Below are 23,093 nucleotides of genomic sequence, written 5' to 3' on the forward strand. Positions count from 1 at the left end.
TGGCGCGTCCTGGAGGATTCGAACCTCCGACCGCCTGGTTCGTAGCCAGGTACTCTATCCAGCTGAGCTAAGGACGCGCAATTTGTGAAGCGTATCACATTGATTTTCTTTAAGAACAAAAAAATTGACCGCTACGTCAATAAATGGCGGTGAGGGAGGGATTCGAACCCTCGATACGGCTACAAACCGTATACTCCCTTAGCAGGGGAGCGCCTTCAGCCTCTCGGCCACCTCACCGTTTTATTTGTTCTAAAGAGTGGCGCGTCCTGGAGGATTCGAACCTCCGACCGCCTGGTTCGTAGCCAGGTACTCTATCCAGCTGAGCTAAGGACGCGTAATACACTTTTTAGTTCGCAAGAATGGCGGTGAGGGAGGGATTCGAACCCTCGATACGGCTACAAACCGTATACTCCCTTAGCAGGGGAGCGCCTTCAGCCTCTCGGCCACCTCACCGTCTTGCGGAGGCACATATTACGTTTTACCGAAAATATGTCAAACACTTTCTTTTAAAAAATCCGCCAAAAACACTTAATCGTTGGTGATTTAATCAAAGTGATTATTAAACGAACTTTATCACCCTATTATGATGAAAAAAAGAGAGTCTTCTCTGAAAAAAAGACATTTATCATAAACTAAAAAGGCCAGCCCTTTGGCTAGCCTTTTTCATTCAAACTAAGCTCTGTATCAGAAGAGACTTAGTAGTTACCTGAAGCAACGTTGCCATTACCTTTTTCAGCTTGAATGCGCATGTAGATTTCTTCACGGTGAACTGATACTTCCTTCGGAGCGTTAACGCCGATGCGTACTTGGTTACCTTTAACACCCAGTACAGTTACAGTTACCTCATCACCAATCATCAGTGTTTCGCCTACGCGGCGAGTCAAAATTAGCATTCTATGCTCCTTGAGTAATCTCTAAATTTTCTTACTATCAAAGCTATTATCCAACAAAAGTTATATTTTCGTAAACTACCTTGTTAGCGAAAATCATCCTATTAAGGCATGTTTTTGCTGGATGCTTAACGCTTCATTAGCTGTAATGTAAGCATCATGAAGAACATTTGCCGCCATATCCACACAGTCAGGTGATAATACTAGCATCATGGTGAGTGCATTCGTTGCGCAGAAGTTAATCGCAACACCTTGCTCAGCCAGCAAATCGCACGCATGCTCTACCATTCCATTGGCCTCAAGCCCTACTGCGGTCAACAGACTTACCATTTCACTATTACGGATTTTATCGCTGAACACCAGATCGAACTTGGCACATGCATCTTGTTTTATCATGATACCTGCCCGTTCTGTTTCCTCGATCACATTCCAAATGTCGATACCTAGCATCTGACATTGCTTTGTGGCACTGGATAAATGTTCTTTATCTACTTCAATAATGGCAAGGTCACGTTGAATAGCTATACCAGAGATGGCTTGTGTGCCTGTCTCTCCCTTAACTAAACTGCCTTCATTCCTATCGAATGTAGAAAGCACGCGAAGCGGTACATTGTTCTTCCATGCATATTGCACTGAAGGTAAATGTAAAACTTTAGCGCCACGGCTTGCCATTGCTTCCATGGAAGGAAAGTCAATCACCGCCATTTTTTGCGCCGTTTTTACTACACGTGGGTCACAAGTATAAATACCATCAACGTCGGTAAAGATTTGACACTCATCAGCACGTAGTGCACCTGCCAGTGTCACTGCGCTCGTATCTGAGCCTCCTCGACCTAATGTGGTGATATCCCCATTTTCATTCACACCCTGAAAACCCGCGACGATCACGATTTGCTCTTGTGCAAGCAATGCCATCACTCTCGTGGTATCAATGTGCTTAATCGTTGCGTCATTGTGTTGGTTATCCGTCACAATGTTCGCCTGTGCTCCGGTAAGTGAGCGCGCAGGATGACCGAGTTTGTTCAGTGTCATCGCCAAAAGTGCCATCGACACTTGCTCACCAGCAGAGAGCAAAACATCAAGTTCTCGGGCTGTAGGAACACTATCTACCTGTTTAGCTAGGTCCATAAGCCTATTTGTCTCGCCTGACATAGCAGAAACAACGACAACAACTTGATTACCATCATTTTTCGCCTTAATGATGTGTTCGGCAACTTGGTGGATTCTTTCAATTGAACCCACAGAGGTTCCGCCAAACTTTTGCACGATAAGGGGCTTTTTCACCAGTCTTCACCTTCCCAAGACCAAAGTCTCATTCGGACCACCTACATCCTGTTGATAAAAATAATATAAGTGGCAGTTACAACAAAAACCAAGCAGCTTAGATGACCAGGTTAGTTTCCGGTCAATTAAACCACTTGGTTAACGTAAAAAAATTACGCCCAATCAAAACAAATTGATTGAGCGTAAATTTGTTATTTCATGTTGGTTATAAGCGTTCTTCTAGCCAAGGCTGAACAGTTTTGATTGCTTCAGGAAGTGCAGCTACGTCAGTACCGCCAGCTTGCGCCATATCTGGACGACCACCGCCTTTACCACCAACCTGCTCTGCTACCATTTTAACTAAATCACCCGCTTTGACTTTGCCAACCAGATCTTTAGTGACACCAGCGATCAAACCAACTTTATCACCCGTGATGTTAGCCAGAAGTACCACACCTGAACCCATCTGGTTCTTGATGTCATCAACCATAGTACGTAGGTTCTTGCTATCAGCGCCTTCCAACGCAGCAACCAATACTTTTGTACCGTTGACTTCGATTGCTTTCCCCATGATGTTTGCACTTTCTGCAGCAGCCATCTTGTCTTTCAGCTTTTGAATTTCTTTTTCAAGCGCTTTCGATTTTTGTGCAGATTCTGCCAGCTTCTCTTCGTACTTAGCGGTTTGCGTTTCAATCACATCTAGAGCAGCTTCGCCAGTCACGGCTTCAATACGACGAATTCCCGCAGCAATACCGCTTTCTGAAGTGATCTTGAACAGACCAATGTCACCCGTACTTGAAGCGTGGATACCACCACACAGCTCTGTAGAGAAGTCACCCATCGACAGTACGCGAACTTCATCGTCGTATTTCTCACCGAACAACGCCATCGCACCTTTCTGCTTAGCAGATTCAATGTCCATGATATTCGTTTCGATAACATGGTTGCGACGAATTTCCGCATTAACCATACGTTCCACTTCTTTTAGCTCTTCAGCGGTAACCGCTTCAAGGTGCGAGAAGTCGAAACGAAGGCTTTCAGGTCGAACTAAAGAGCCTTTCTGTAAGACGTGATCACCCAAAATGCGACGAAGCGCTTCGTGCAGTAAGTGGGTCGCTGAGTGGTTTAATGAAGTTGCAGCACGGCGCTCTGCATCGACAATAGTTGCAACGTCATCACCCTTAGCAAGAACGCCTTCAGCCATGACACCGTAGTGTACGATTGCGTTACCCAGCTTCTGAGTGTCTTCAACACGGAATACGCCAGACTCAGTGCGAATCTCACCAGCGTCACCACACTGACCGCCTGACTCTGCGTAGAATGGAGTCTCACCTAGTACGATAATCGCTTTGTCGCCGGCAGACAGTGAATCAACTTCGTTGCCTTCAACGAACATGGCTTCTACTGAACTTGAACCTTTTGTACCGGTGTAACCGCAGAACTCAGTGTCCGCGTCCACTTTAATTGTCGCGTTGTAATCAGTACCAAACTGGCCCGCTTCACGAGCGCGTTGACGCTGTTCTTCCATTGCTTTTTCGAAACCTTCTTCGTCAATGGTAAACTCACGCTCACGAGCAACGTCGTTGGTTAAATCAGCAGGGAAGCCGTAGGTATCGTAAAGCTTGAATACCGTTTCGCCGTCTAGCTCTTTGCCATCCAGGTTATCCAACGCTTCGTTCAAAATAGTCATACCGCGATCAAGCGTACGACCGAAGTTTTCTTCTTCGATACGCAGAACTTTTTCTACAATCGCTTGCTGACGTTTCAGCTCTTCACCAGCGCTACCCATGATTTCTGCAAGCACGCCAACCAGTTTGTAGAAGAAAGTACCCTGTGCACCTAGCTTGTTACCGTGACGAACAGCGCGACGGATAATACGGCGCAGAACATAACCACGGCCTTCGTTTGAAGGCATGACACCATCAACGATCAAGAACGAACAAGAACGAATATGGTCAGCGATAACGCGTAGAGACTGGTTAGATAAATCGTCGTAGCCAACCACTTCAGCAGCGGCTTTGATCAGTGTTTGGAATACGTCGATTTCGTAGTTAGAGTGAACGCCTTGCATAATCGCAGAAATACGCTCAATACCCATGCCAGTATCAACAGATGGTTTTGGCAGTGGCTCCATCGTACCGTCAGCCTGACGGTTGAACTGCATAAATACGTTGTTCCAGATCTCGATGAAACGGTCACCATCTTCTTCAGGCGTACCAGGGCGACCACCCCAAATGTGCTCACCGTGATCGTAGAAGATTTCAGTACATGGACCACAAGGACCTGTGTCACCCATTTGCCAGAAGTTATCTGACTCGTATGGTTTGCCACCTTTCTTGTCACCAATGCGGATGATACGGTCAGCCGGAACACCTACTTTTTTGTTCCAGATATCAAATGCTTCATCGTCGGTTTCGTAAATGGTAACCAGCAGACGCTCTTGAGGCAGTTTCAGTACCTGTGTTAAAAATTCCCAAGCAAATGAAATCGCATCATCTTTGAAGTAATCACCAAAGCTGAAACTACCTAGCATCTCAAAGAAGGTATGGTGGCGAGCAGTGAAGCCCACGTTTTCCAGGTCATTATGTTTACCGCCAGCACGTACACAACGTTGAGCCGTAGTCGCTCGAGTATAGGCTCGTTTTTCCAAGCCTAAGAAACAATCTTTAAATTGGTTCATACCTGCGTTTGTGAACAGCAGGGTTGGGTCGTTATGTGGTACTAACGATGAACTTTCTACGATTTGGTGTCCTTTGCTTTCAAAGAACTTGAGGAACGCGTTACGAACCTCGTCAGTGCTCATGTACATGCAGCTCTTCCTGAAAATAGTCGAGTTAGAATTTCGCCGTATTGTAGATCATACAATCAGCTACGACTAGTTTTCTTACGGAAAAGAGGTCTTAGAGGAATAATTTTGAAGAAAAACAAAAAAAATGCTGGTGAATCGAGCTCAATCGTGCTCCTCAAAGCTTAGCGCGTAGCTGATTTGGTCAAAACTGTATCCACGATATTGCATAAAGCGCACCTGTTTGGCGTACTCTTTCTGGTCTTTGGCTTTTATTCCTTTGAATTTTTTCTCAGCCGCCATTCTTGCCAGTTCAAACCAATCTTGTGGCTCTTCCATCATCGCTTCCTCAATGACCGATTCCGCTACCCGTTTTTGAGCTAATTCCTGACGGATCCTGCGTTCACCATGGCCTTTATAGACATGTTGGCGAATCTGGCTTTTGGCGTAACGCAGATCATCAAGATAGTTGTGATCCAAACAAAAATTGATTGCGACTTCGATATCAGATTCTTCATACCCTTTCAAAGCCAGCTTCTGGTATAGCTCATACTGTCCGTGATCACGACGGCTCAATAACTGAATCGCCGCTTCTTTACTCGATAAGGTCGGTGCTTGACGCTTTTGGTACATGATGATCCTAAACCTATTTTTCCTGTACAGACTTTCTGATCAGCCCGGTAATTTTAGATATAGCAGATACAACAAAGCCCCGCATCGCAGGGCTTTTTATCTCTTTTACTCGAAGTAGAATTTAAAACTCTTCTTCTTTCTGCTCTGGCAATTCACCGCCTTCTGGCTCAGCGACTGCCGGAGCTAAAAGCATGTCACGTAGTGTCTTGTCGATAGTCTGAGCAACTTCTGTATGCTCACGCAGGTAATTACAAGCGTTTGCCTTACCCTGACCGATCTTATCGCCATTGTAGCTGTACCAAGCACCTGCTTTCTCAACCAGTTTGTGCTTCACGCCCAAATCTACTAGCTCACCTTCACGGTTGAAGCCTCGGCCGTACATGATCTGTGTATTTGCTTCTTTAAATGGCGCCGCAATTTTGTTCTTAACCACTTTGATGCGAGTTTCGTTACCCACAACTTCGTCGCCTTCCTTGATTGCGCCAGTACGACGGATATCAAGACGAACCGATGCGTAGAACTTAAGTGCGTTACCACCCGTCGTTGTTTCTGGGTTACCAAACATCACACCAATCTTCATACGGATTTGGTTGATGAAGATACACATACAGTTCGACTGCTTCAGGTTACCTGTTAGCTTACGCATTGCCTGAGATAGCATACGTGCTTGCAGACCCATGTGGCTGTCGCCCATTTCGCCTTCGATTTCCGCTTTTGGCGTTAGTGCAGCAACAGAGTCGACAACCATTACGTCGATAGCACCAGAGCGCGCTAATGCGTCACAAATTTCCAGCGCTTGCTCACCCGTATCTGGCTGAGAAACCAAAAGTGCATCGATATCTACGCCAAGCTTCTTCGCGTATACAGGATCCAGGGCGTGCTCCGCATCGATAAACGCACAAGTTTTGCCTTCACGCTGTGCTGCAGCAATAAGCTCAAGAGTTAGTGTCGTTTTACCAGAAGATTCTGGACCGTATACTTCAACAATACGACCCATTGGTAAGCCACCCGCACCCAAAGCAATATCAAGAGAAAGAGAACCTGTTGAGATGGTTTCTACATCCATTGCGCGGTTATCGCCAAGGCGCATGATTGAGCCTTTACCGAATTGTTTTTCAATTTGACCTAGCGCAGCGGCGAGCGCTTTCTGTTTGTTCTCGTCCATTACTTTCTCCGATTTATTCATCTTCTTTGGGCGACGAATAGTCATTAAACTTTTCTTGAGCAGTTAATCCGCTCAGCAATGAAAGTCATTATACTGTTGATTCATACAGTGTCCATACCTGTATGAAAAAAACTTGGCCTATTCTACATCGCACTTTGCCCCAGAGCTTATCACGTCTGGGCTAAGGTATTTTTAAATTTTCTTGTCCAAATGCTGATAGATTCGAGTCAGTGCATGAAACACGGCCTGTTCACGAACGTCCGCCCGGTCGCCGTCAAAATGCATGGTTTCAACCAACAGCCATTGTTGATTGTCCGCGAATGCAAAACATACCGTTCCAACCGGCTTTTCTTCGCTGCCACCACCAGGACCGGCAATACCACTGATCGAGACACCTATCGTTGCATTCGAATGTTTAAGCGCTCCCTGAACCATTTCAATCACCACAGGTTCGCTGACAGCACCGTATTCATCCAGTGTCTTTGCGTCAACGCCAAGCATTTCCATTTTCGCTTCGTTGCTGTACGTCACAAATGCACGATCCAACCATGCCGAGCTGCCGGCAATGTCAGTAATGGCGGCAGCTACACCGCCTCCGGTACAGGATTCCGCCGTCGTTATTACATGCCCACGCTGCTCTAAAAGCGCACCTAAATCAGCACTTAATTTTGTTGTTCTTTCCATAGCCAAAATGCCCTTTGTCTCTTTTTACTTGATAGGGATTCACGTATCCTAAGCCGCTCTGGAAATAAACAAAAGAACTTACCTGTGAAAGCTGAACAAAAACACACTCCGATGATGCAGCAATACCTCAAGCTAAAGGCTGAGAACCCTGATATTTTGCTGTTTTACCGCATGGGCGATTTCTACGAGCTCTTCTATGATGATGCTAAGCGTGCCTCTCAGTTGCTTGATATCTCATTGACCAAACGTGGTTCATCTGGCGGAGAGCCAATTCCTATGGCTGGTGTTCCGTTTCATGCCGTAGAAGGCTATTTAGCCAAACTCGTTCAGCTTGGTGAGTCGGTCGCAATCTGTGAACAGATCGGTGATCCTGCTACCAGTAAAGGCCCTGTTGAGCGCAAGGTAGTAAGAATTGTGACACCAGGCACCGTGACTGATGAAGCCCTGCTTTCTGAGCGCATCGATAACTTGATTGCGGCAATTTATCACCATAACGGGAAGTTTGGTTACGCGACGCTGGATGTCACTTCAGGCCGTTTTCAATTAACGGAACCAGAAACCGAAGAGGCAATGACGGCGGAACTGCAACGTACCGCACCACGTGAGTTACTGTTTCCTGAAGACTTTGAACCTGTGCATCTGATGTCGAGCCGCAACGGTAACCGTCGTCGTCCGGTATGGGAATTTGAGCTCGATACCGCTAAGCAACAACTCAACCAACAGTTTGGCACCAAAGATTTGGTTGGCTTTGGGGTAGAACATGCCGCGCTTGGCTTATGTGCTGCGGGTTGTTTGATCCAATATGTCAAAGACACGCAACGTACCGCGCTGCCACATATTCGTTCTTTAACGTTTGATCGTCAGGATCACTCCGTTATTCTGGATGCCGCCACGCGCCGTAATCTCGAAATTACCCAAAACCTTGCAGGCGGCACCGACAACACGTTAGCCGCCGTGCTGGATCACTGTGCAACCCCAATGGGAAGCCGCATGCTCAAGCGTTGGTTACATCAGCCAATGCGTTGTGTCGATACACTAAATAACCGTCTTGATGCAATTGGTGAAATAAAAGATCAAGGCGTGTTTGCCGATCTTCAGCCAACTTTAAAACAGATTGGAGATATTGAGCGTATTTTGGCGCGTCTGGCATTACGCTCAGCACGTCCACGTGATATGGCTCGTCTGCGTCATGCTATGCAGCAACTGCCTGAGCTGGAAGCCACTACCACCTCACTGACTCATCCATACCTAGTGAAACTGGCTCAGTTTGCTGCGCCTATGGATGAAGTGTGTGATTTATTAGAGCGTGCAATTAAAGAAAACCCTCCTGTTGTGATTCGCGACGGTGGCGTGATCGCAGAGGGCTACAGTGAAGAGCTGGATGAATGGCGCAAACTTGCGGATGGCGCAACTGAATACTTAGACAAACTCGAAGTGGACGAACGTGAGCGCCATGGCATTGATACGCTTAAAGTGGGTTACAACAACGTGCATGGTTTTTACATTCAGGTAAGCCGTGGGCAAAGCCATTTGGTACCGCCACACTACGTGCGTCGCCAAACCCTTAAAAACGCAGAACGCTACATCATTCCTGAGCTGAAAGAGCATGAAGACAAAGTGCTGAACTCAAAATCAAAAGCACTCGCGTTAGAAAAGCAGCTATGGGAAGAGCTGTTTGATCTGCTGATGCCGAACCTTGAAAAACTACAGAATTTGGCTTCCGCACTTTCTCAGCTAGACGTACTGCAAAACCTCGCAGAGCGTGCTGATTCTCTCGATTACTGCCGTCCGAATTTAGTAAAAGATCCTGGCATCCATATCCAATCGGGTCGCCACCCAGTCGTCGAACAAGTCACCAGTGATCCATTTATCGCTAACCCAATCGAGATCAACCCACAACGTAAGATGTTGATCATTACGGGTCCAAACATGGGTGGTAAATCGACATACATGCGTCAAACGGCATTGATCGCTCTGATGGCCCATATCGGTTCATACGTGCCGGCAGAATCCGCTCAGATTGGTTCACTCGATCGCATCTTCACTCGTATTGGTGCTTCTGATGACTTAGCTTCCGGACGTTCTACGTTCATGGTGGAAATGACGGAAACCGCGAATATTCTGCACAACGCAACGAAAAACAGCTTAGTGCTGATGGATGAAATTGGCCGAGGCACCAGTACCTATGATGGTCTGTCTTTAGCATGGGCAAGTGCAGAGTGGCTGGCAACACAAATCGGCGCGATGACACTGTTTGCCACGCACTATTTTGAATTAACCGAGCTGCCAAGCCAATTGCCACACTTGGCAAACGTCCATTTAGATGCAGTAGAGCATGGAGACAGCATTGCCTTTATGCACGCGGTTCAAGAAGGTGCGGCGAGTAAATCATACGGTCTAGCCGTTGCTGGCCTCGCTGGCGTGCCGAAAACCGTCATCAAAAATGCGCGCACGAAATTGTCTCAACTTGAGCAGTTAAGTCTTGGTAACGATTCCCCTCGCCCTGGCGCAGTCGATGTGGCAAATCAGCTCAGCCTTATACCTGAACCAAGCGAAGTTGAACAAGCTTTGTCTAACATCGATCCGGATGAAATGACACCGCGTCAGGCACTTGAAGAACTGTATCGTTTAAAAAGAATGCTTTAGCAGTAATTGGACACACCACTTAAAACGCAAAAAGGCTATGGTTACCCATAGCCTTTTCTGATTAAGAACGGAGATTAATCATCTTCAACGTTAAACAAGTTTTCCATATTCAAGCCTTGTTTAATGAGGACTTCACGTAGACGACGCAAACCTTCCACCTGAATCTGACGAACACGTTCGCGAGTAAGCCCTATTTCACGACCAACTTCTTCCAGCGTCGATGGTTCATAGCCTAGCAGACCGAAACGGCGAGCCAACACCTCTTTTTGTTTCGGGTTCAACTCTTCAAGCCAGTGAATCAGAGAAGACTTGATATCGTCGTCTTGTGTAGAAACTTCAGGGTCTGAATTGTTTCCATCTGGAATGATATCGAGTAGCGCTTTTTCACCATCGCCACCAATTGGCGTATCAACAGAACTGATACGCTCATTCAGGCGCAGCATTTTGCTGACATCTTCTACTGGAATATCGAGTTGCGCTGCAATCTCTTCAGCCGTTGGTTCATGATCGAGCTTCTGAGAAAGTTCACGCGCAGTACGCAGATAAATGTTCAGCTCTTTCACAACGTGAATCGGTAGACGAATGGTACGCGTTTGGTTCATTAACGCACGTTCGATTGTTTGTCGAATCCACCATGTCGCGTAAGTAGAGAAACGGAAACCGCGTTCAGGGTCGAATTTCTCAACCGCACGGATCAAGCCCAGGTTACCTTCTTCAATAAGATCCAGAAGAGCTAAACCACGATTGCTGTAACGGCGAGAGATTTTAACCACCAAGCGCAAGTTACTTTCGATCATGCGTTTACGAGCAGCTTCGTCACCACGTAATGCACGTCGAGCATACAGCACTTCTTCTTCAGCGGTAAGTAGAGGTGAGAAGCCTATTTCACCTAAATACAATTGGGTTGCATCTAAGCTTTTGCTGCTTGCATCAAATTCTTCACGCGCAGCGGTTTTGCTTTCTTTGGATGATTTTCCGAGTTGGCTGGCAACGGTCTTCACTGACTCATCGTCAAATTCAAACTCTTCAACTTTGGTTACTGTGTTGCTGATACTCATAACGCCTCCCCCTGGCGAGTTAGCAAGACATGACAACTCAATATGTCGCTAAATGGTTTCGCAAGTTGTTTTTCAAAGTTTTACGGTAAATAGCGTTTTGGATTCACTGATTTACCTTGATAGCGAATTTCAAAGTGCAGCTTGACTGATTTCGACCCGGAACTACCCATGGTTGCTATTTTCTGTCCACTGTTCACACTCTGTCCTTCGGATACCAGCAGCTTGTCATTATGAGCATATGCGCTTAGATAATTATCATTATGCTTCACTATAATTAGGTTGCCATAACCTCGTAGCGCATTACCTGAATAAACAACTGTGCCGGCTGCGGTTGAAACAATTGGCTGACCACGCTGTCCTGCGATATCAATACCTTTATTTCCCTGTTCTCCCGCCGAAAAGTTCTTGATTACTCTCCCTTTTGTTGGCCACAACCACTTCGATACATTCGTGTTTTTAGTCGTCGTTGTTGGCGTATTTTTCCTCACATTTTGGTTATCTTTTGAACCAACATACTCCTTTGTTTTAGATTGTTCAACCTTCTTTGGCGGCTGCTTTTGTACCACTTTAGGGGTAGAAGATTGCACTTTTGGGGTAGAGCTTTTACTTGAAGTTTCGGGCTTGGACACTGTTGATGTTTTAATCACTGGCGCCGGAGTCTTCGCAACGATAGGTGCCACAACGGGTTCGACTTTTTGCCCATATTTAGGTGCAATATATTTCGGAGCCCAAAGTTTTAGACGTTGACCCGGGTAAATAGTGTAAGGCTGAGAGAGCTCATTGTAACGAACAAGATCATTTACATTCTTATCTGTGACGTATGCTATGAAATAAAGTGTGTCTCCTTTCTTTACTTCGTAGTAACTCCCTCTATAGCTTCCTCGTTCAACGTTGGAGTAATCTTTTTTCAGGCTGGAAACGGGTGCAGGTGAGTGGGCCGCGCAACCGACAAGTCCCGCAGCTAACATAAAGCTAATACCAGTACGACGTAATAACTTACTCACCTATCCTCAACCCTTACGCTAAATCACCCGAGACTAAAGGAACGAACCGCACCATCTCCACCATAGTAGAAAGGTACTCATCTCCTTTACGCTCGATCTTCAAAAGTTGCTGTTCCGTTTCCCCCACAGGGATAACCATCTTACCGCCATCTTTCAACTGCGCCAGAAGTGCTTGGGGAATGACTTCAGCAGCAGCAGTGACAATAATGGCATCAAATGGACCTTTGGTTTCCCAACCAAGCCACCCATCTCCATGTTTAGTCGAGATATTGTATATATCAAGTTGCTTAAGACGTCGTTTGGCTTCCCACTGTAAAGACTTGATTCGCTCGACGGAGTAAACCCGTTCAACAAGCTGAGCCAGTACCGCAGTTTGATACCCAGAGCCTGTGCCAATCTCTAATACATGGCTTGAGGGCTCGAGCTCCAATAACTCCGTCATACGCGCAACAATGTAAGGCTGAGAAATAGTTTGTCCCTGACCAATCGGTAACGCATTGTTATCGTAGGCTTGGTGCATCATCGCTTGAGAAACAAACCGTTCTCTAGGTAAGTGATGAATGGCATCCAGAACGCGTTGATCTTTAATGCCACTGGCGACGAGATATTCAATCAACCGGTCAGCATGTGGGTTACTCATTACTTCTCTTCCTTCAACCAACTATCCATAGCACGCAATGATTCATGAGCCGTAAGATCAACTTGCAGCGGTGTAATAGAAACCCGACCGTGCTCAATGGCATAAAAGTCTGTACCTTCACCGGCATCTTGCTCTTTACCAGGAGGCCCTAACCAATAAATATCATGACCACGCGGATCTTTCTGCTTGATCATATTCTCTGCGTGATGGCGCGCACCTAAACGAGTCACTTCAATTTGCCCCAGTTGTTCCAGAGGAAGATCAGGGACATTCACATTCAGTAAGCGGTTGGTTGGAATTGGCATAGTAAGGTGTTGTTGTACGAGTCTGCGTGCAATTTTTGCCGCGGACTCAAAGTGGCGCTTTCCAACCAAAGAAAATGCTACAGACTGAACGCCAAGAAAGTGCCCTTCCATTGCGGCGGCCACAGTTCCTGAGTACAGGACGTCATCACCCAAATTCGCACCGTGATTAATGCCTGTCAGAACAAGATCAGGCAAGTTGTCCTTCATCAGCTCATTTAAAGCAAAGTGAACACAATCTGTCGGTGTTCCTTGTACAGAGTAGGTGTTCGGTGCAATCTTGGTTACGCGAAGTGGCTGCTCTAAGGTCAACGAATTAGAAGCACCGGAACGATTTCGGTCTGGTGCAACAATAGTGACTTCGGCAATGTCTCTCAATTCATCGGCAAGCGCATGAATTCCCTGAGCATAAACCCCATCGTCATTGCTAATCAGAATTCGCAATGACTTGGCGTTTGGTGAATCTTGTTCCATTAGTATTCTCTTTCTACTTTTACCTCGTTGACTAACTCACGAACAATGGATGTAGCAAACGAGCCTGCATCTAATGAGAAAGTCAGAGTAATATTGTTTCCGTCAACACTCCAGGCAAGATCTTGCGGCTTTAATGCAATATTACGGCGGTCATGGCGCATACGGTTACCACGAATAAGTGCCATCAAGTCTGGCTCCTCATCCAGGAACGGTTGCTCCAATGCCAAAGCAGCGGCTTGAGTTGGTAGTGCGTTATCACCAGCCAAAGCAGCAGTAATTTCCGCCTCACCGCCGATAAATTGAGCTTGCATATCCGCCATATTACTTGCATCCACCAGCACCTGACCTGTTGGTGTTTGTGCGATATCACCATCGATAAACTTATCGAATAGACCTTGTTCTAAACGCGCAGAGACAATACGGTTGAAAATCCATGAGCGTGCGGCAGACAGGTACATACTGCGTTTATTTTGATTACGAGTACGTACGTTTTCACGCCCCCAACGACGAGCTTCTTCCAGATTATTCCCATCGTTGCCAAAGCGCTGAGCACCAAAGTAGTTCGGTACGCCAACTTGTTTTATTTTTTCAAGACGACGCTCTACGTCCGCGATGTCTGTCACTTCAGACAAAGTGACGACAAATCCGTTTCCAACCAAATCACCCGGACGTAACTTTTTGTTGTGACGATCCGTTGCCAGAATTTCGATATTAGGGTACTGAGCTAAAAACGCGGAAAAGTCCGGTGTTTCACCTTTTGGTAAATGAACGCTCAACCATTGTTCTGTCACCGCATGGCGGTCTTTTAAGCCAGCCCAGCTCACATCCTTAGATTTCACACCACACGCTTTAGCTAACTCATTAGCAACAAAGCTGGTGTTCTCACCCGTTTTACGAATACGCACCATCAAATGCTCCCCTTCGCCAGTAAAGGCAAAGCCGAGATCTTCGCTAACCTGAAAGTGTTCTGGTTGCGCTTTGATTTTCGCTGATGCGACTGGCTTATCTGTAAGGTAAGCCAATGAAGATAAAATATCTGACATGATTTAATTCCACTGCTCTTGCAGCATTAGGGAACAAGTTAATTATTGTTGCTTAAACAAAAGAACAACGGCTTCTGTAGCGATACCTTCTTTACGTCCTGTAAAACCCAAGCGTTCGGTTGTGGTTGCTTTTACGTTGATATTACCGATATCCGTTTCAAGATCTTGAGCAATGGCCGCACACATGGCTTCAATATGCGGTGCCATTTTTGGTGCTTGAGCCATGATGGTAATGTCTGCATTACCCAATCGATACCCTTGTTCTTTTACCCGGCGGTAAACATCTTTCAGCAACTCGCGACTGTCTGCGCCTTTCCACTTGTCATCAGTATCAGGAAAGTGACGGCCAATATCACCAGCCGCTATTGCACCGAGTAACGCATCGCTTAATGCATGTAAAGCCACATCACCGTCTGAATGTGCGATAAGTCCTTGTTCATAAGGAACAGAGACTCCGCCGATAATAACAGGGCCTTCACCACCAAACTTGTGGACATCAAAACCGTGACCAATTCGAATCATTTTCTATCCTTACTTAATCGCCGCGCTCACGGCTTAAATAAAACTCAGCTAATGCGAGATCTTCTGGTTGAGTAATTTTTATATTGCTCGCATTGCCCTGAACTAAAGCGGGCGCTTCACCCTTCCACTCCAAAGCGGAGGCTTCATCAGTGATGGTGATGCCTTGCTGTAAAGCGTCGCTCAGAGCATTTTTTAGGGGCTGAGTTTTAAACATTTGTGGAGTTAGTGCATGCCACAATGCTTCTCTGTCGACCGTATGATCAATGTTTTGTGCTGAGTTGGCACGTTTCATCGTATCTCTCGCTGGTGAGGCAAGAATGCCGCCAGTAGGATGATAAATACAAACATCAATCAAATGGTCTATATCTTTTAACATTATGCACGGTCTTGCAGCGTCGTGAACCAACACCCACTCACTGGTGAGTTGCGTACTTACATAGTTTAGCCCTGAAAGTACAGAATCGGCTCTTTCTTTGCCTCCGGCCACTCGAATCACATCTGGATGATTTGCAATGGATAACTCAGGGTAATACGGGTCACCTTCGGTAACCGCCACCACCACTTTCGCGATTTTAGGATGAGAGAGAAGCTTCTCTACGGTATGCTCTAACACCGCCTTGCCATCGATCAATAAGTACTGTTTGGGGCGATCGGCTTTCATTCGGCTACCAACACCAGCAGCGGGCACAATAGCGATATGAGACGGGACAGTATCCAACATCTTACTGGTTTTCCTCACCAACAATTCGGTAGAAAGTTTCACCATCTCTGACTAAGCCAAGCTCATGACGTGCTCTTTCTTCAATCGCATCAATGCCTTGTCTTAGATCATCAATTTCAGCAAACATTTCATTATTGCGAGCTTGTAGCTTGCTGTTTACTTGCTGCTGTACTTCGATTTCATCTTCTACTGCATAGTAATCAGACACCCCGTTCTTACCGAACCAAAGTGTGTATTGAAGTAAGCCAAACAGTAACGTAAGGGCTATAACAAAGATTCGCATATCGTTGCTAACATTCTGTACCGGAAGGAATTAGATAAGATGATATATATAGCATAAATGCGGGATTGCCTCTAGGGCAGAAAGGAAGACTCACAGACTCCTCACATGAAAGAGTGTAAAGAAAAGCTTTTGGAAGCGTATTCACATAAAGATTCTTCAGGCAAAAAAATACCCCGCCTAAGCGAGGTATTTAAAAGAACTATAAAGTTAAGCTAATAATTAAGCTTGGCCTTTAACTTCTTTAAGACCGCTTTCTTGTGAAAAGAGGGAGCGCGCTCACCTAGCGCTTCCTCGATACGGATAAGTTGGTTGCTTTCTTTTAGGTATGGCAGCAACACGGCCAGAACGGCTCATCGTTCTTAATTACCCGTTTTAAAACAAAAACGCCCCACCGAAGTGGAGCGTTTTTAAAAAGCTTTAAAGTTAAACTTTATTCATTTAAGAATTAAGCTTGGCCTTTAACTTCTTTAAGACCGTTGTAAGGTGCACGCTCACCTAGCGCTTCCTCGATACGGATAAGTTGGTTGTACTTAGCAACACGGTCAGAACGGCTCATAGAACCAGTCTTGATTTGACCTGCAGCAGTACCTACCGCTAGGTCAGCGATAGTTGCATCTTCAGTTTCGCCAGAACGGTGAGAGATTACTGCTGTGTAACCTGCGTCTTTAGCCATCTTGATTGCAGCTAGCGTCTCAGTTAGAGAACCGATTTGGTTGAACTTGATAAGGATAGAGTTAGCAACGCCTTTCTCGATACCTTCAGCTAGGATCTTAGTGTTAGTAACGAATAGGTCGTCACCAACTAGCTGAATTTTACCGCCAAGAAGTTCAGTCTGGTGCTTGAAGCCATCCCAGTCAGACTCATCTAGACCGTCTTCGATAGAAACGATTGGGTATTGAGCAACTAGACCTTCTAGGTAGTGGTTGAACTCTTCAGAAGTGAAGACTTTGCCTTCGCCTTTCATGTTGTAGTTGCCAGCTTCTTTGTCGTAGAACTCAGATGCAGCACAGTCCATCGCTAGAGTAACGTCTTTACCTAGCTCGTAACCTGCAAGCTCAACAGCTTCTTTGATTGCAGCTAGTGCAGCAGCGTTAGATTCTAGGTTAGGAGCGAAACCACCTTCGTCACCAACTGCAGTGCTCATACCTTTGCCTTTAAGAACTTTAGCTAGGTTGTGGAATACTTCTGCACCGATACGTAGACCTTCTTTAAGAGTTTTCGCGCCAACTGGTTGGATCATGAACTCTTGGATGTCAACGTTGTTGTCTGCGTGCTCGCCACCGTTGATGATGTTCATCATTGGTAGAGGCATAGAGAATTGACCTGGAGTGCCGTTTAGCTCAGCGATGTGCTCGTATAGAGGCATGCCTTTCGCTGCTGCTGCAGCTTTAGCGTTTGCTAGAGAAACAGCTAGGATAGCGTTAGCACCGAATTTAGATTTGTTTTCAGTACCGTCTAGTTCGATCATTACTGCGTCGATTGCAGCTTGGTCTTTAGCATCTTTGCCAACTAGAGCTTCAGCGATTGCGCCGTTTACAGCTTCAACTGCTTTAAGAACACCTTTACCTAGGAAACGTGCTTTGTCACCGTCACGTAGCTCAAGAGCTTCGCGAGAACCAGTAGATGCACCAGATGGCGCTGCTGCCATACCTACGAAACCGCCTTCTAGGTGAACTTCAGCTTCTACTGTTGGGTTACCACGTGAGTCGATGATTTCACGACCTAGAACTTTAACGATCTTAGACATTAATGTTTCCTCTCGTTTCAAATATAAATGTCAATTTTAAAGGGCAGCAGCACAACCTTCGCCGCTGCCCGCATCCCTTTACTTACTTCTCGAACTCGCCGCGTGAGAATTGACCCGCGGCTTTAACGAAGCCTGCAAACAATGGATGTCCATCGCGAGGCGTCGATGTAAATTCTGGATGGAATTGAGCCGCCACAAACCATGGGTGTTCTGGGTTCTCAATCATCTCTACTAGCTTCTTGTCCGCAGACAGACCAGAAACTTTCAGGCCAGCTTTTTCGATTTGCGGACGAAGATTGTTGTTTACTTCGTAACGGTGACGGTGACGCTCATGGATCGTCGCGCTACCATATAGTTCGTAAGCTTTTGTCCCTTTCTGTAGGTGACAAAGCTGTGAACCAAGACGCATAGTACCACCAAGGTCAGACTTTTCAGTACGCTCTTCGACGTTACCTGATTCGTCTACCCACTCTGTGATCAAACCTACCACAGGGTACTTCGTTTCTTTGTTAAATTCTGTTGAATGTGCACCTTCCAGACCCGCAACGTTACGCGCGTATTCGATTAGGGCAACTTGCATACCAAGACAAATGCCTAGGTAAGGAACGTTGTTCTCACGTGCGTATTGAGCCGCACGGATTTTTCCTTCAACGCCACGATCGCCGAAACCACCAGGAACCAAGATTGCGTCTAGCCCTTCTAAGAGCTCAACACCTTTGGTTTCAATGTCTTGTGAGTCAACGTACTTGATGGTCACGTTTAGACGGTTTTTCAAGCCTGCGTGTTTTAGCGCTTCGTTTACTGATTTGTAAGCATCTGGTAGTTCGATGTATTTACCTACCATACCGATAGTGACTTCACCGGTTGGGTTTGCTTCTTCGTAAATAACCTGTTCCCACTCAGAAAGGTTAGCTTCAGGAGCGTCAATACCAAAACGAGCACACACAAGATCATCGAGACCTTGAGATTTAATCAATTGAGGGATCTTGTAGATTGAATCCACATCCTTCATTGAAATGACCGCTTTCTCTGGAACGTTACAGAAAAGTGCAATTTTCTTACGCTCGTTCGCTGGGATCATGCGGTCGCTACGACAAACTAGGATGTCTGGCTGGATACCGATCGATAGCAACTCTTTTACAGAGTGCTGAGTTGGCTTAGTTTTTACTTCGCCAGCGGCTGCTAGGTAAGGAACAAGCGTCAGGTGCATGAACATGGCGTTTTCACGGCCGACTTCGATCGCCAACTGACGGATTGCTTCCATAAACGGTAGTGATTCGATATCACCGACCGTACCGCCGACTTCAACGATAGCTACATCGTGACCTTCAGAACCAGCGATCACACGATCTTTAATTGCGTTCGTGATGTGAGGGATAACCTGAATCGTTGCACCTAGGTAGTCACCGCGACGTTCTTTACGAAGTACGTCGGCATAAACACGACCTGCTGTGAAATTGTTACGCTTGGACATCTTAGTGCGAATAAAACGCTCATAGTGGCCAAGGTCAAGGTCAGTTTCAGCGCCATCTTCCGTGACGAACACTTCACCGTGTTGAATCGGGCTCATAGTGCCTGGGTCAACGTTGATGTAAGGGTCAAGCTTCATCATAGTCACTTTAAGACCACGAGCTTCTAGAATAGCCGCAAGAGATGCTGCTGCAATACCTTTACCTAGAGAGGATACAACCCCGCCAGTAACAAAAATGTAATTTGTCGTCATGTTTAACCTGAAATTGGTTGAATGAGGGAAATGGAGTGCTTCTGGACGGGAGATAAATATACCAGAAGCTCCTTACCGCCACAACGTGAAATCTATCACACCGCAATTTTTTATTTTTTGCTTCAAATCAAAGTGGACAAAGAGAACAAGGATGCATATTTATCTTCTTCGTCAAACTGGTCTCAAAACCGCTTCTTGTCACTTGACGCCCGCACTACTCTTCTTTTTTCACTTCATCCCAGAATTCATCAAGCTCAGTCAGAGAGCAATCTTTTAATCCCCTTCCGGATTGAGCTACTTTCACCTCTACCTGCTTAAATCGTCGCGCAAACTTTAAATTCGCCTTACCTAATGCCACTTCAGGGTCTTTACCAAGATGACGAGCCAAGTTCACCGTCGCAAAAAGTAAATCACCCAGTTCGAGTTCTACTTTCTCTTCATCCGGGTCAACTTGAATGGCTTCTTCCATTACCTCATCAATTTCTTCCTGGACCTTACCTACAACCGGCCCAAGCGAATCCCAGTCAAATCCAAATTTAGCGCATTTTTTCTGAATCTTTGTAGCACGCGAAAGCGCCGGCAAAGAGTTTGGTATTGAGTCTAGAATACTTTTTTCTTCTTTGCCTACTTGTGCTTTTTCTTTCGCCTTTTCCGCTTCCCAATTGGCATTAATTTCAGCATCAGATTCGAACTCAGCATCGGAAAAAACGTGAGGATGACGGCGAGTTAATTTTTCATTCACGGTTTCAACCACCTCAGAAAAATCAAACAGCTCCTGCTCTTTCGCCAATTGGCTGTAAAAAATAACCTGAAACAGCAAGTCACCCAGTTCTTCTTTGAGGTTGGGCCAATCGCGATTCTGAATTGCATCGACGACTTCGTAGGTTTCTTCTATGGTATGCGGAACAATCGTATCGAAGCTCTGCTTCATATCCCAAGGGCACCCTCCCTCCGGATCACGCAATTGCGCCATGATCGCTTCAAGCTGTTCAATTGGATGACTCATAACCTTTTCCCCTAAACAAAGCGTTCCTTTTAACAAGGTATTCTTATAGACAAAAAGGCGAGCAGCATAACCACTCACCTTTTAAATTAATTCACTAGTGCGTTTTTACTAAACAGTTGGCTCTTTTAGCAAGGCAGCAAACTTATGAGCCTCCTGAGCATAGCCCGCTATGTGATGGAGCGAATAAGTGCAGCTAACGCAGATAAAAAGCTAAATGTGACGTAAAAACTAGCCGAGGCGTTTTACAGACATAACATCTCTGATCTGCTCAACACGTTTCGACACGCGAGAGAGTGCTTCAATATTGGTCACTTCCAGATCAAAATCCATGATGGCAAGCTGGCGACGATAATCGACGCGGCTCTTCATGCTGGTGACTTTGATTTTCTCATTCGCAAATAGAGTGGTGATGTCTTTTAACAAACCACCACGCTCCATGGCTTCTACTCGTACGGTAAGAATATAGGAACCGACAAAACCACTGCCCCAGACGGTATCAATGATGCGTTCTGGCGCATGATGACGCAGTTCTTCCAGCTGTTCGCAGTCACTGCGGTGAACGGAAATACCACGGCCTTGCGTAATATAGCCACAGATATCATCACCTGGGATTGGCTGACAGCAACGCGCAAGGTGCGTCATTAGGTTATCAACCCCTTCAACCACTACCGCATCTTTCTTCGGCCGGCTCTGAACGGGTGATTTATGCTCAGCTTCCTGAAGTTTTTCAAGTGCTTGCTGATCTTCTTCTTCTGCGGTTGGTTTATTTACCAACGCATTGATGTGGTTAATAACCTGGTTAATACGTAAATCACCACTACCCACACCAACAAACAACTCATCAGGCGTCCTAACGTTGAATCGCTTAAGCGCGTAATGCTCAGCATCTTTCATGGTCGCGCCAATTTTGACCAGTTCGTGCTCTAGGATTTCACGACCTGCCTCTAGGTTTTTCTCACGGCTTTGCTTGCGGAACCAAGCATTGATTTTGGCGCGAGCTCGACCAGAATGAACGAACCCTAATGACGGGTTTAGCCAGTCACGTGATGGGTTTGGCTCTTTTGAAGTGATGATCTCTACCTGATCGCCCATATGCAATTTATGGGTAAACGGTACGATACGTCCGCCGACTTTGGCACCGATACAACGATGACCCACTTCGGAGTGAATATGATAAGCGAAGTCCAATGGTGTCGCGCCCATTGGTAGGTCGACAACATCACCACGAGGCGTAAAGGCATAAACGCGATCATCGAAGACCTGACTTCGTAGCTCATCCAACATCTCACCAGAATCGGACATCTCTTCTTGCCAATCCAGAAGCTTACGCAGCCAGGTGATTTTCTCATCATAGCCACTGCGAGCGCTCGCGCCTTCTTTGTATTTCCAGTGCGCGGCAACACCAAGTTCCGACTCTTCATGCATCTGCTTGGTTCGAATCTGGATTTCGATGGTTTTCCCTTCAGGACCAAGGATAACGGTATGGATGGACTGGTAACCATTTGGCTTCGGGTTCGCGACGTAGTCATCGAACTCACTTGGTAAGTGCTTGTACTTGGTATGGACGACACCTAAAGCGGCGTAACAGTCCTGCAGCTTATCGGCGATAATACGTACCGCTCTGACGTCAAACAACTCGTCAAACGCCAGACTCTTCTTCTGCATTTTTCGCCAGATACTGTAAATGTGCTTTGGTCGCCCACTCACTTCAGCATTAATACCGGAGGATTTCATCTCCTCTGTGAGATCCTCTACAAAGTCTTTGATGTACTGCTCGCGAACTATACGGCGCTCAGATAGCTGCTTAGCAATTTGTTTGTAGGTTTCTGGCTGCTGGTAGCGGAAAGCGTAATCTTCGATTTCCCACTTAAGCTGACCGATACCCAGACGGTTGGCTAAAGGCGCATAAATGTTGGCACACTCTTTTGCCGCCGCACGACGCACTTCATCCGGCGCTTTCTTAACTTCAATCAGGTTACAGATACGTTCTGCTAGCTTGATAACCACGCAACGGAAATCATCCACCATGGCAAGTAACATGCGACGCACATTGTCTACCTGAGACGACGCCTCGCCGCCATCCATAGAGACATTAAGCTGACCGATGGCGGCCATTTCTTCAACGCCATCAATTAGCTTTATGATTTCTTTACTGTATTTTTCTTCCAGCAGTTCTCTATTGAAAGCACCACTTGAAACCAATGGAAACAGTTGTGCAGCCACTAAGGTCGCTTTATCCATAGACAAGGTGATCAGAATTTCGATCATTTCTCGCCCACGCCACAGCAATAATTCCGCTTGTTCGTGATCCACCAAAATGTTTTGGCAGTCTCTGTAAACCTCAATTAAGCGTGATGCTGTGTTTTTCTCTTGCCCCAGGCTAGCCACCCATTGCTCGAGTTCAAACTGTTCATTTTGATTTAAATGCGCGCTTCTTACCGCAACCATCTCATCGTCCTAATTATTATATTCGTGTGGTTTGACTAACACCGTCCAGATTAGTT

The 23,093-nt window shown here is 46.1% G+C and carries 19 protein-coding genes and 4 tRNA genes; 1 reads left to right on the forward strand and 22 read right to left on the reverse strand.

The annotated features are described in order from the left end of the window. The 10 genes from RXX31_RS21825 to pncC form a co-directional block, all read right to left on the reverse strand. Positions 1-77 (reverse strand) — tRNA-Arg (locus tag RXX31_RS21825). Positions 78-144: 67 nt separating this feature from the next. Then, positions 145-237 (reverse strand) — tRNA-Ser (locus RXX31_RS21830). Between the two features lie 20 nt (positions 238-257). After that, positions 258-334 (reverse strand) — tRNA-Arg (locus tag RXX31_RS21835). 26 nt (positions 335-360) lie between these two features. Next, positions 361-453, reverse strand: a tRNA-Ser gene (locus RXX31_RS21840). A gap of 242 nt (positions 454-695) precedes the next feature. Next, a complete protein-coding gene (csrA, locus tag RXX31_RS21845; protein WP_004415691.1) occupies positions 696-893 on the reverse strand; it encodes a carbon storage regulator CsrA in 198 nt (65 codons plus the stop codon). Between the two features lie 93 nt (positions 894-986). Then, positions 987-2,174, reverse strand: a complete 1,188-nt coding sequence (locus tag RXX31_RS21850) for an aspartate kinase (protein WP_317591778.1) — start codon at positions 2,172-2,174, stop codon at positions 987-989. Positions 2,175-2,379: 205 nt separating this feature from the next. After that, a complete protein-coding gene (alaS, locus tag RXX31_RS21855) occupies positions 2,380-4,962 on the reverse strand; it encodes an alanine--tRNA ligase (RefSeq protein ID WP_317591779.1) in 2,583 nt (860 codons plus the stop codon). Positions 4,963-5,103: 141 nt separating this feature from the next. After that, positions 5,104-5,571 carry a recombination regulator RecX gene (recX, locus tag RXX31_RS21860; protein ID WP_317591780.1) on the reverse strand — a complete coding sequence of 156 codons (468 nt, stop codon included), beginning with the start codon at positions 5,569-5,571 and terminating at the stop codon, positions 5,104-5,106. Between the two features lie 121 nt (positions 5,572-5,692). Then, entirely contained in the window at positions 5,693-6,736 is a 1,044-nt protein-coding gene (gene recA, locus RXX31_RS21865; protein ID WP_317591828.1) for a recombinase RecA, read from the reverse strand. Between the two features lie 192 nt (positions 6,737-6,928). Further along, on the reverse strand, positions 6,929-7,420 hold the full coding sequence (gene pncC, locus RXX31_RS21870; protein ID WP_317591781.1) for a nicotinamide-nucleotide amidase: 492 nt from the start codon (positions 7,418-7,420) through the stop codon (positions 6,929-6,931). A gap of 84 nt (positions 7,421-7,504) precedes the next feature. Between pncC and mutS the strand changes: the two genes are divergently transcribed. Further along, a complete protein-coding gene (gene mutS, locus RXX31_RS21875) occupies positions 7,505-10,066 on the forward strand; it encodes a DNA mismatch repair protein MutS (protein ID WP_317591782.1) in 2,562 nt (853 codons plus the stop codon). 74 nt (positions 10,067-10,140) lie between these two features. Here the strand turns inward: mutS and rpoS are convergent, their stop codons facing one another. The 12 genes from rpoS to relA form a co-directional block, all read right to left on the reverse strand. Further along, entirely contained in the window at positions 10,141-11,124 is a 984-nt protein-coding gene (gene rpoS, locus RXX31_RS21880) for an RNA polymerase sigma factor RpoS (protein WP_317591783.1), read from the reverse strand. 80 nt (positions 11,125-11,204) lie between these two features. Beyond that, positions 11,205-12,128 carry a peptidoglycan DD-metalloendopeptidase family protein gene (locus tag RXX31_RS21885; protein ID WP_317591784.1) on the reverse strand — a complete coding sequence of 308 codons (924 nt, stop codon included), beginning with the start codon at positions 12,126-12,128 and terminating at the stop codon, positions 11,205-11,207. Between the two features lie 13 nt (positions 12,129-12,141). Continuing rightward, positions 12,142-12,768: a protein-L-isoaspartate(D-aspartate) O-methyltransferase gene (locus RXX31_RS21890; RefSeq protein WP_317591785.1), complete on the reverse strand. Its 627-nt coding sequence runs from the start codon at positions 12,766-12,768 to the stop codon at positions 12,142-12,144. After that, the gene (gene surE / locus RXX31_RS21895) at positions 12,768-13,544 is read right to left on the reverse strand and encodes a 5'/3'-nucleotidase SurE (RefSeq protein WP_317591786.1); all 777 of its coding nucleotides are present in this window, start codon (positions 13,542-13,544) and stop codon (positions 12,768-12,770) included. Before surE ends, RXX31_RS21890 begins: the two co-directional genes overlap by 1 nt. Next, on the reverse strand, positions 13,544-14,587 hold the full coding sequence (truD, locus tag RXX31_RS21900; RefSeq protein WP_317591787.1) for a tRNA pseudouridine(13) synthase TruD: 1,044 nt from the start codon (positions 14,585-14,587) through the stop codon (positions 13,544-13,546). The genes surE and truD overlap by 1 nt, the downstream gene beginning before the upstream one ends. 42 nt (positions 14,588-14,629) lie before the next feature. Further along, positions 14,630-15,109 carry a 2-C-methyl-D-erythritol 2,4-cyclodiphosphate synthase gene (gene ispF / locus RXX31_RS21905; RefSeq protein ID WP_317591788.1) on the reverse strand — a complete coding sequence of 160 codons (480 nt, stop codon included), beginning with the start codon at positions 15,107-15,109 and terminating at the stop codon, positions 14,630-14,632. Between the two features lie 13 nt (positions 15,110-15,122). Further along, a complete protein-coding gene (gene ispD / locus RXX31_RS21910; protein WP_317591789.1) occupies positions 15,123-15,830 on the reverse strand; it encodes a 2-C-methyl-D-erythritol 4-phosphate cytidylyltransferase in 708 nt (235 codons plus the stop codon). A gap of 1 nt (position 15,831) precedes the next feature. Beyond that, entirely contained in the window at positions 15,832-16,113 is a 282-nt protein-coding gene (gene ftsB / locus RXX31_RS21915; RefSeq protein ID WP_014232984.1) for a cell division protein FtsB, read from the reverse strand. A gap of 445 nt (positions 16,114-16,558) precedes the next feature. Then, positions 16,559-17,860, reverse strand: a complete 1,302-nt coding sequence (gene eno, locus RXX31_RS21920) for a phosphopyruvate hydratase (protein WP_317591790.1) — start codon at positions 17,858-17,860, stop codon at positions 16,559-16,561. A gap of 82 nt (positions 17,861-17,942) precedes the next feature. Then, complete coding sequence (locus RXX31_RS21925) at positions 17,943-19,583, reverse strand: CTP synthase (RefSeq protein WP_317591791.1); 1,641 nt, start codon at positions 19,581-19,583, stop codon at positions 17,943-17,945. Positions 19,584-19,797: 214 nt separating this feature from the next. Beyond that, complete coding sequence (mazG, locus tag RXX31_RS21930; protein WP_317591792.1) at positions 19,798-20,589, reverse strand: nucleoside triphosphate pyrophosphohydrolase; 792 nt, start codon at positions 20,587-20,589, stop codon at positions 19,798-19,800. A gap of 228 nt (positions 20,590-20,817) precedes the next feature. Further along, positions 20,818-23,037, reverse strand: a complete 2,220-nt coding sequence (gene relA, locus RXX31_RS21935; RefSeq protein WP_317591793.1) for a GTP diphosphokinase — start codon at positions 23,035-23,037, stop codon at positions 20,818-20,820. Between the last annotated feature and the right edge of the window lie 56 nt (positions 23,038-23,093).

Origin of the sequence: Vibrio sp. EA2 (assembly GCF_033042495.1) — a bacterium.
In the GTDB taxonomy this organism is placed as follows: domain Bacteria; phylum Pseudomonadota; class Gammaproteobacteria; order Enterobacterales; family Vibrionaceae; genus Vibrio.

What these genes read in the sequence shown, in the direction of transcription:
- RXX31_RS21890 (WP_317591785.1), bottom strand. Translation starts at nt 12,768, where the DNA reads ATGAGTAACCCACATGCTGACCGGTTGATTGAATATCTCGTCGCCAGT.
- eno (WP_317591790.1), bottom strand. Translation starts at nt 17,860, where the DNA reads ATGTCTAAGATCGTTAAAGTTCTAGGTCGTGAAATCATCGACTCACGT.
- recA (WP_317591828.1), bottom strand. Translation starts at nt 6,736, where the DNA reads ATGGACGAGAACAAACAGAAAGCGCTCGCCGCTGCGCTAGGTCAAATT.
- csrA (WP_004415691.1), bottom strand. Translation starts at nt 893, where the DNA reads ATGCTAATTTTGACTCGCCGCGTAGGCGAAACACTGATGATTGGTGAT.
- alaS (WP_317591779.1), bottom strand. Translation starts at nt 4,962, where the DNA reads ATGTACATGAGCACTGACGAGGTTCGTAACGCGTTCCTCAAGTTCTTT.
- rpoS (WP_317591783.1), bottom strand. Translation starts at nt 11,124, where the DNA reads ATGAGTATCAGCAACACAGTAACCAAAGTTGAAGAGTTTGAATTTGAC.
- relA (WP_317591793.1), bottom strand. Translation starts at nt 23,037, where the DNA reads ATGGTTGCGGTAAGAAGCGCGCATTTAAATCAAAATGAACAGTTTGAA.
- truD (WP_317591787.1), bottom strand. Translation starts at nt 14,587, where the DNA reads ATGTCAGATATTTTATCTTCATTGGCTTACCTTACAGATAAGCCAGTC.
- surE (WP_317591786.1), bottom strand. Translation starts at nt 13,544, where the DNA reads ATGGAACAAGATTCACCAAACGCCAAGTCATTGCGAATTCTGATTAGC.
- RXX31_RS21925 (WP_317591791.1), bottom strand. Translation starts at nt 19,583, where the DNA reads ATGACGACAAATTACATTTTTGTTACTGGCGGGGTTGTATCCTCTCTA.
- ftsB (WP_014232984.1), bottom strand. Translation starts at nt 16,113, where the DNA reads ATGCGAATCTTTGTTATAGCCCTTACGTTACTGTTTGGCTTACTTCAA.
- pncC (WP_317591781.1), bottom strand. Translation starts at nt 7,420, where the DNA reads ATGGAAAGAACAACAAAATTAAGTGCTGATTTAGGTGCGCTTTTAGAG.
- ispD (WP_317591789.1), bottom strand. Translation starts at nt 15,830, where the DNA reads ATGTTGGATACTGTCCCGTCTCATATCGCTATTGTGCCCGCTGCTGGT.
- ispF (WP_317591788.1), bottom strand. Translation starts at nt 15,109, where the DNA reads ATGATTCGAATTGGTCACGGTTTTGATGTCCACAAGTTTGGTGGTGAA.
- recX (WP_317591780.1), bottom strand. Translation starts at nt 5,571, where the DNA reads ATGTACCAAAAGCGTCAAGCACCGACCTTATCGAGTAAAGAAGCGGCG.
- mazG (WP_317591792.1), bottom strand. Translation starts at nt 20,589, where the DNA reads ATGAGTCATCCAATTGAACAGCTTGAAGCGATCATGGCGCAATTGCGT.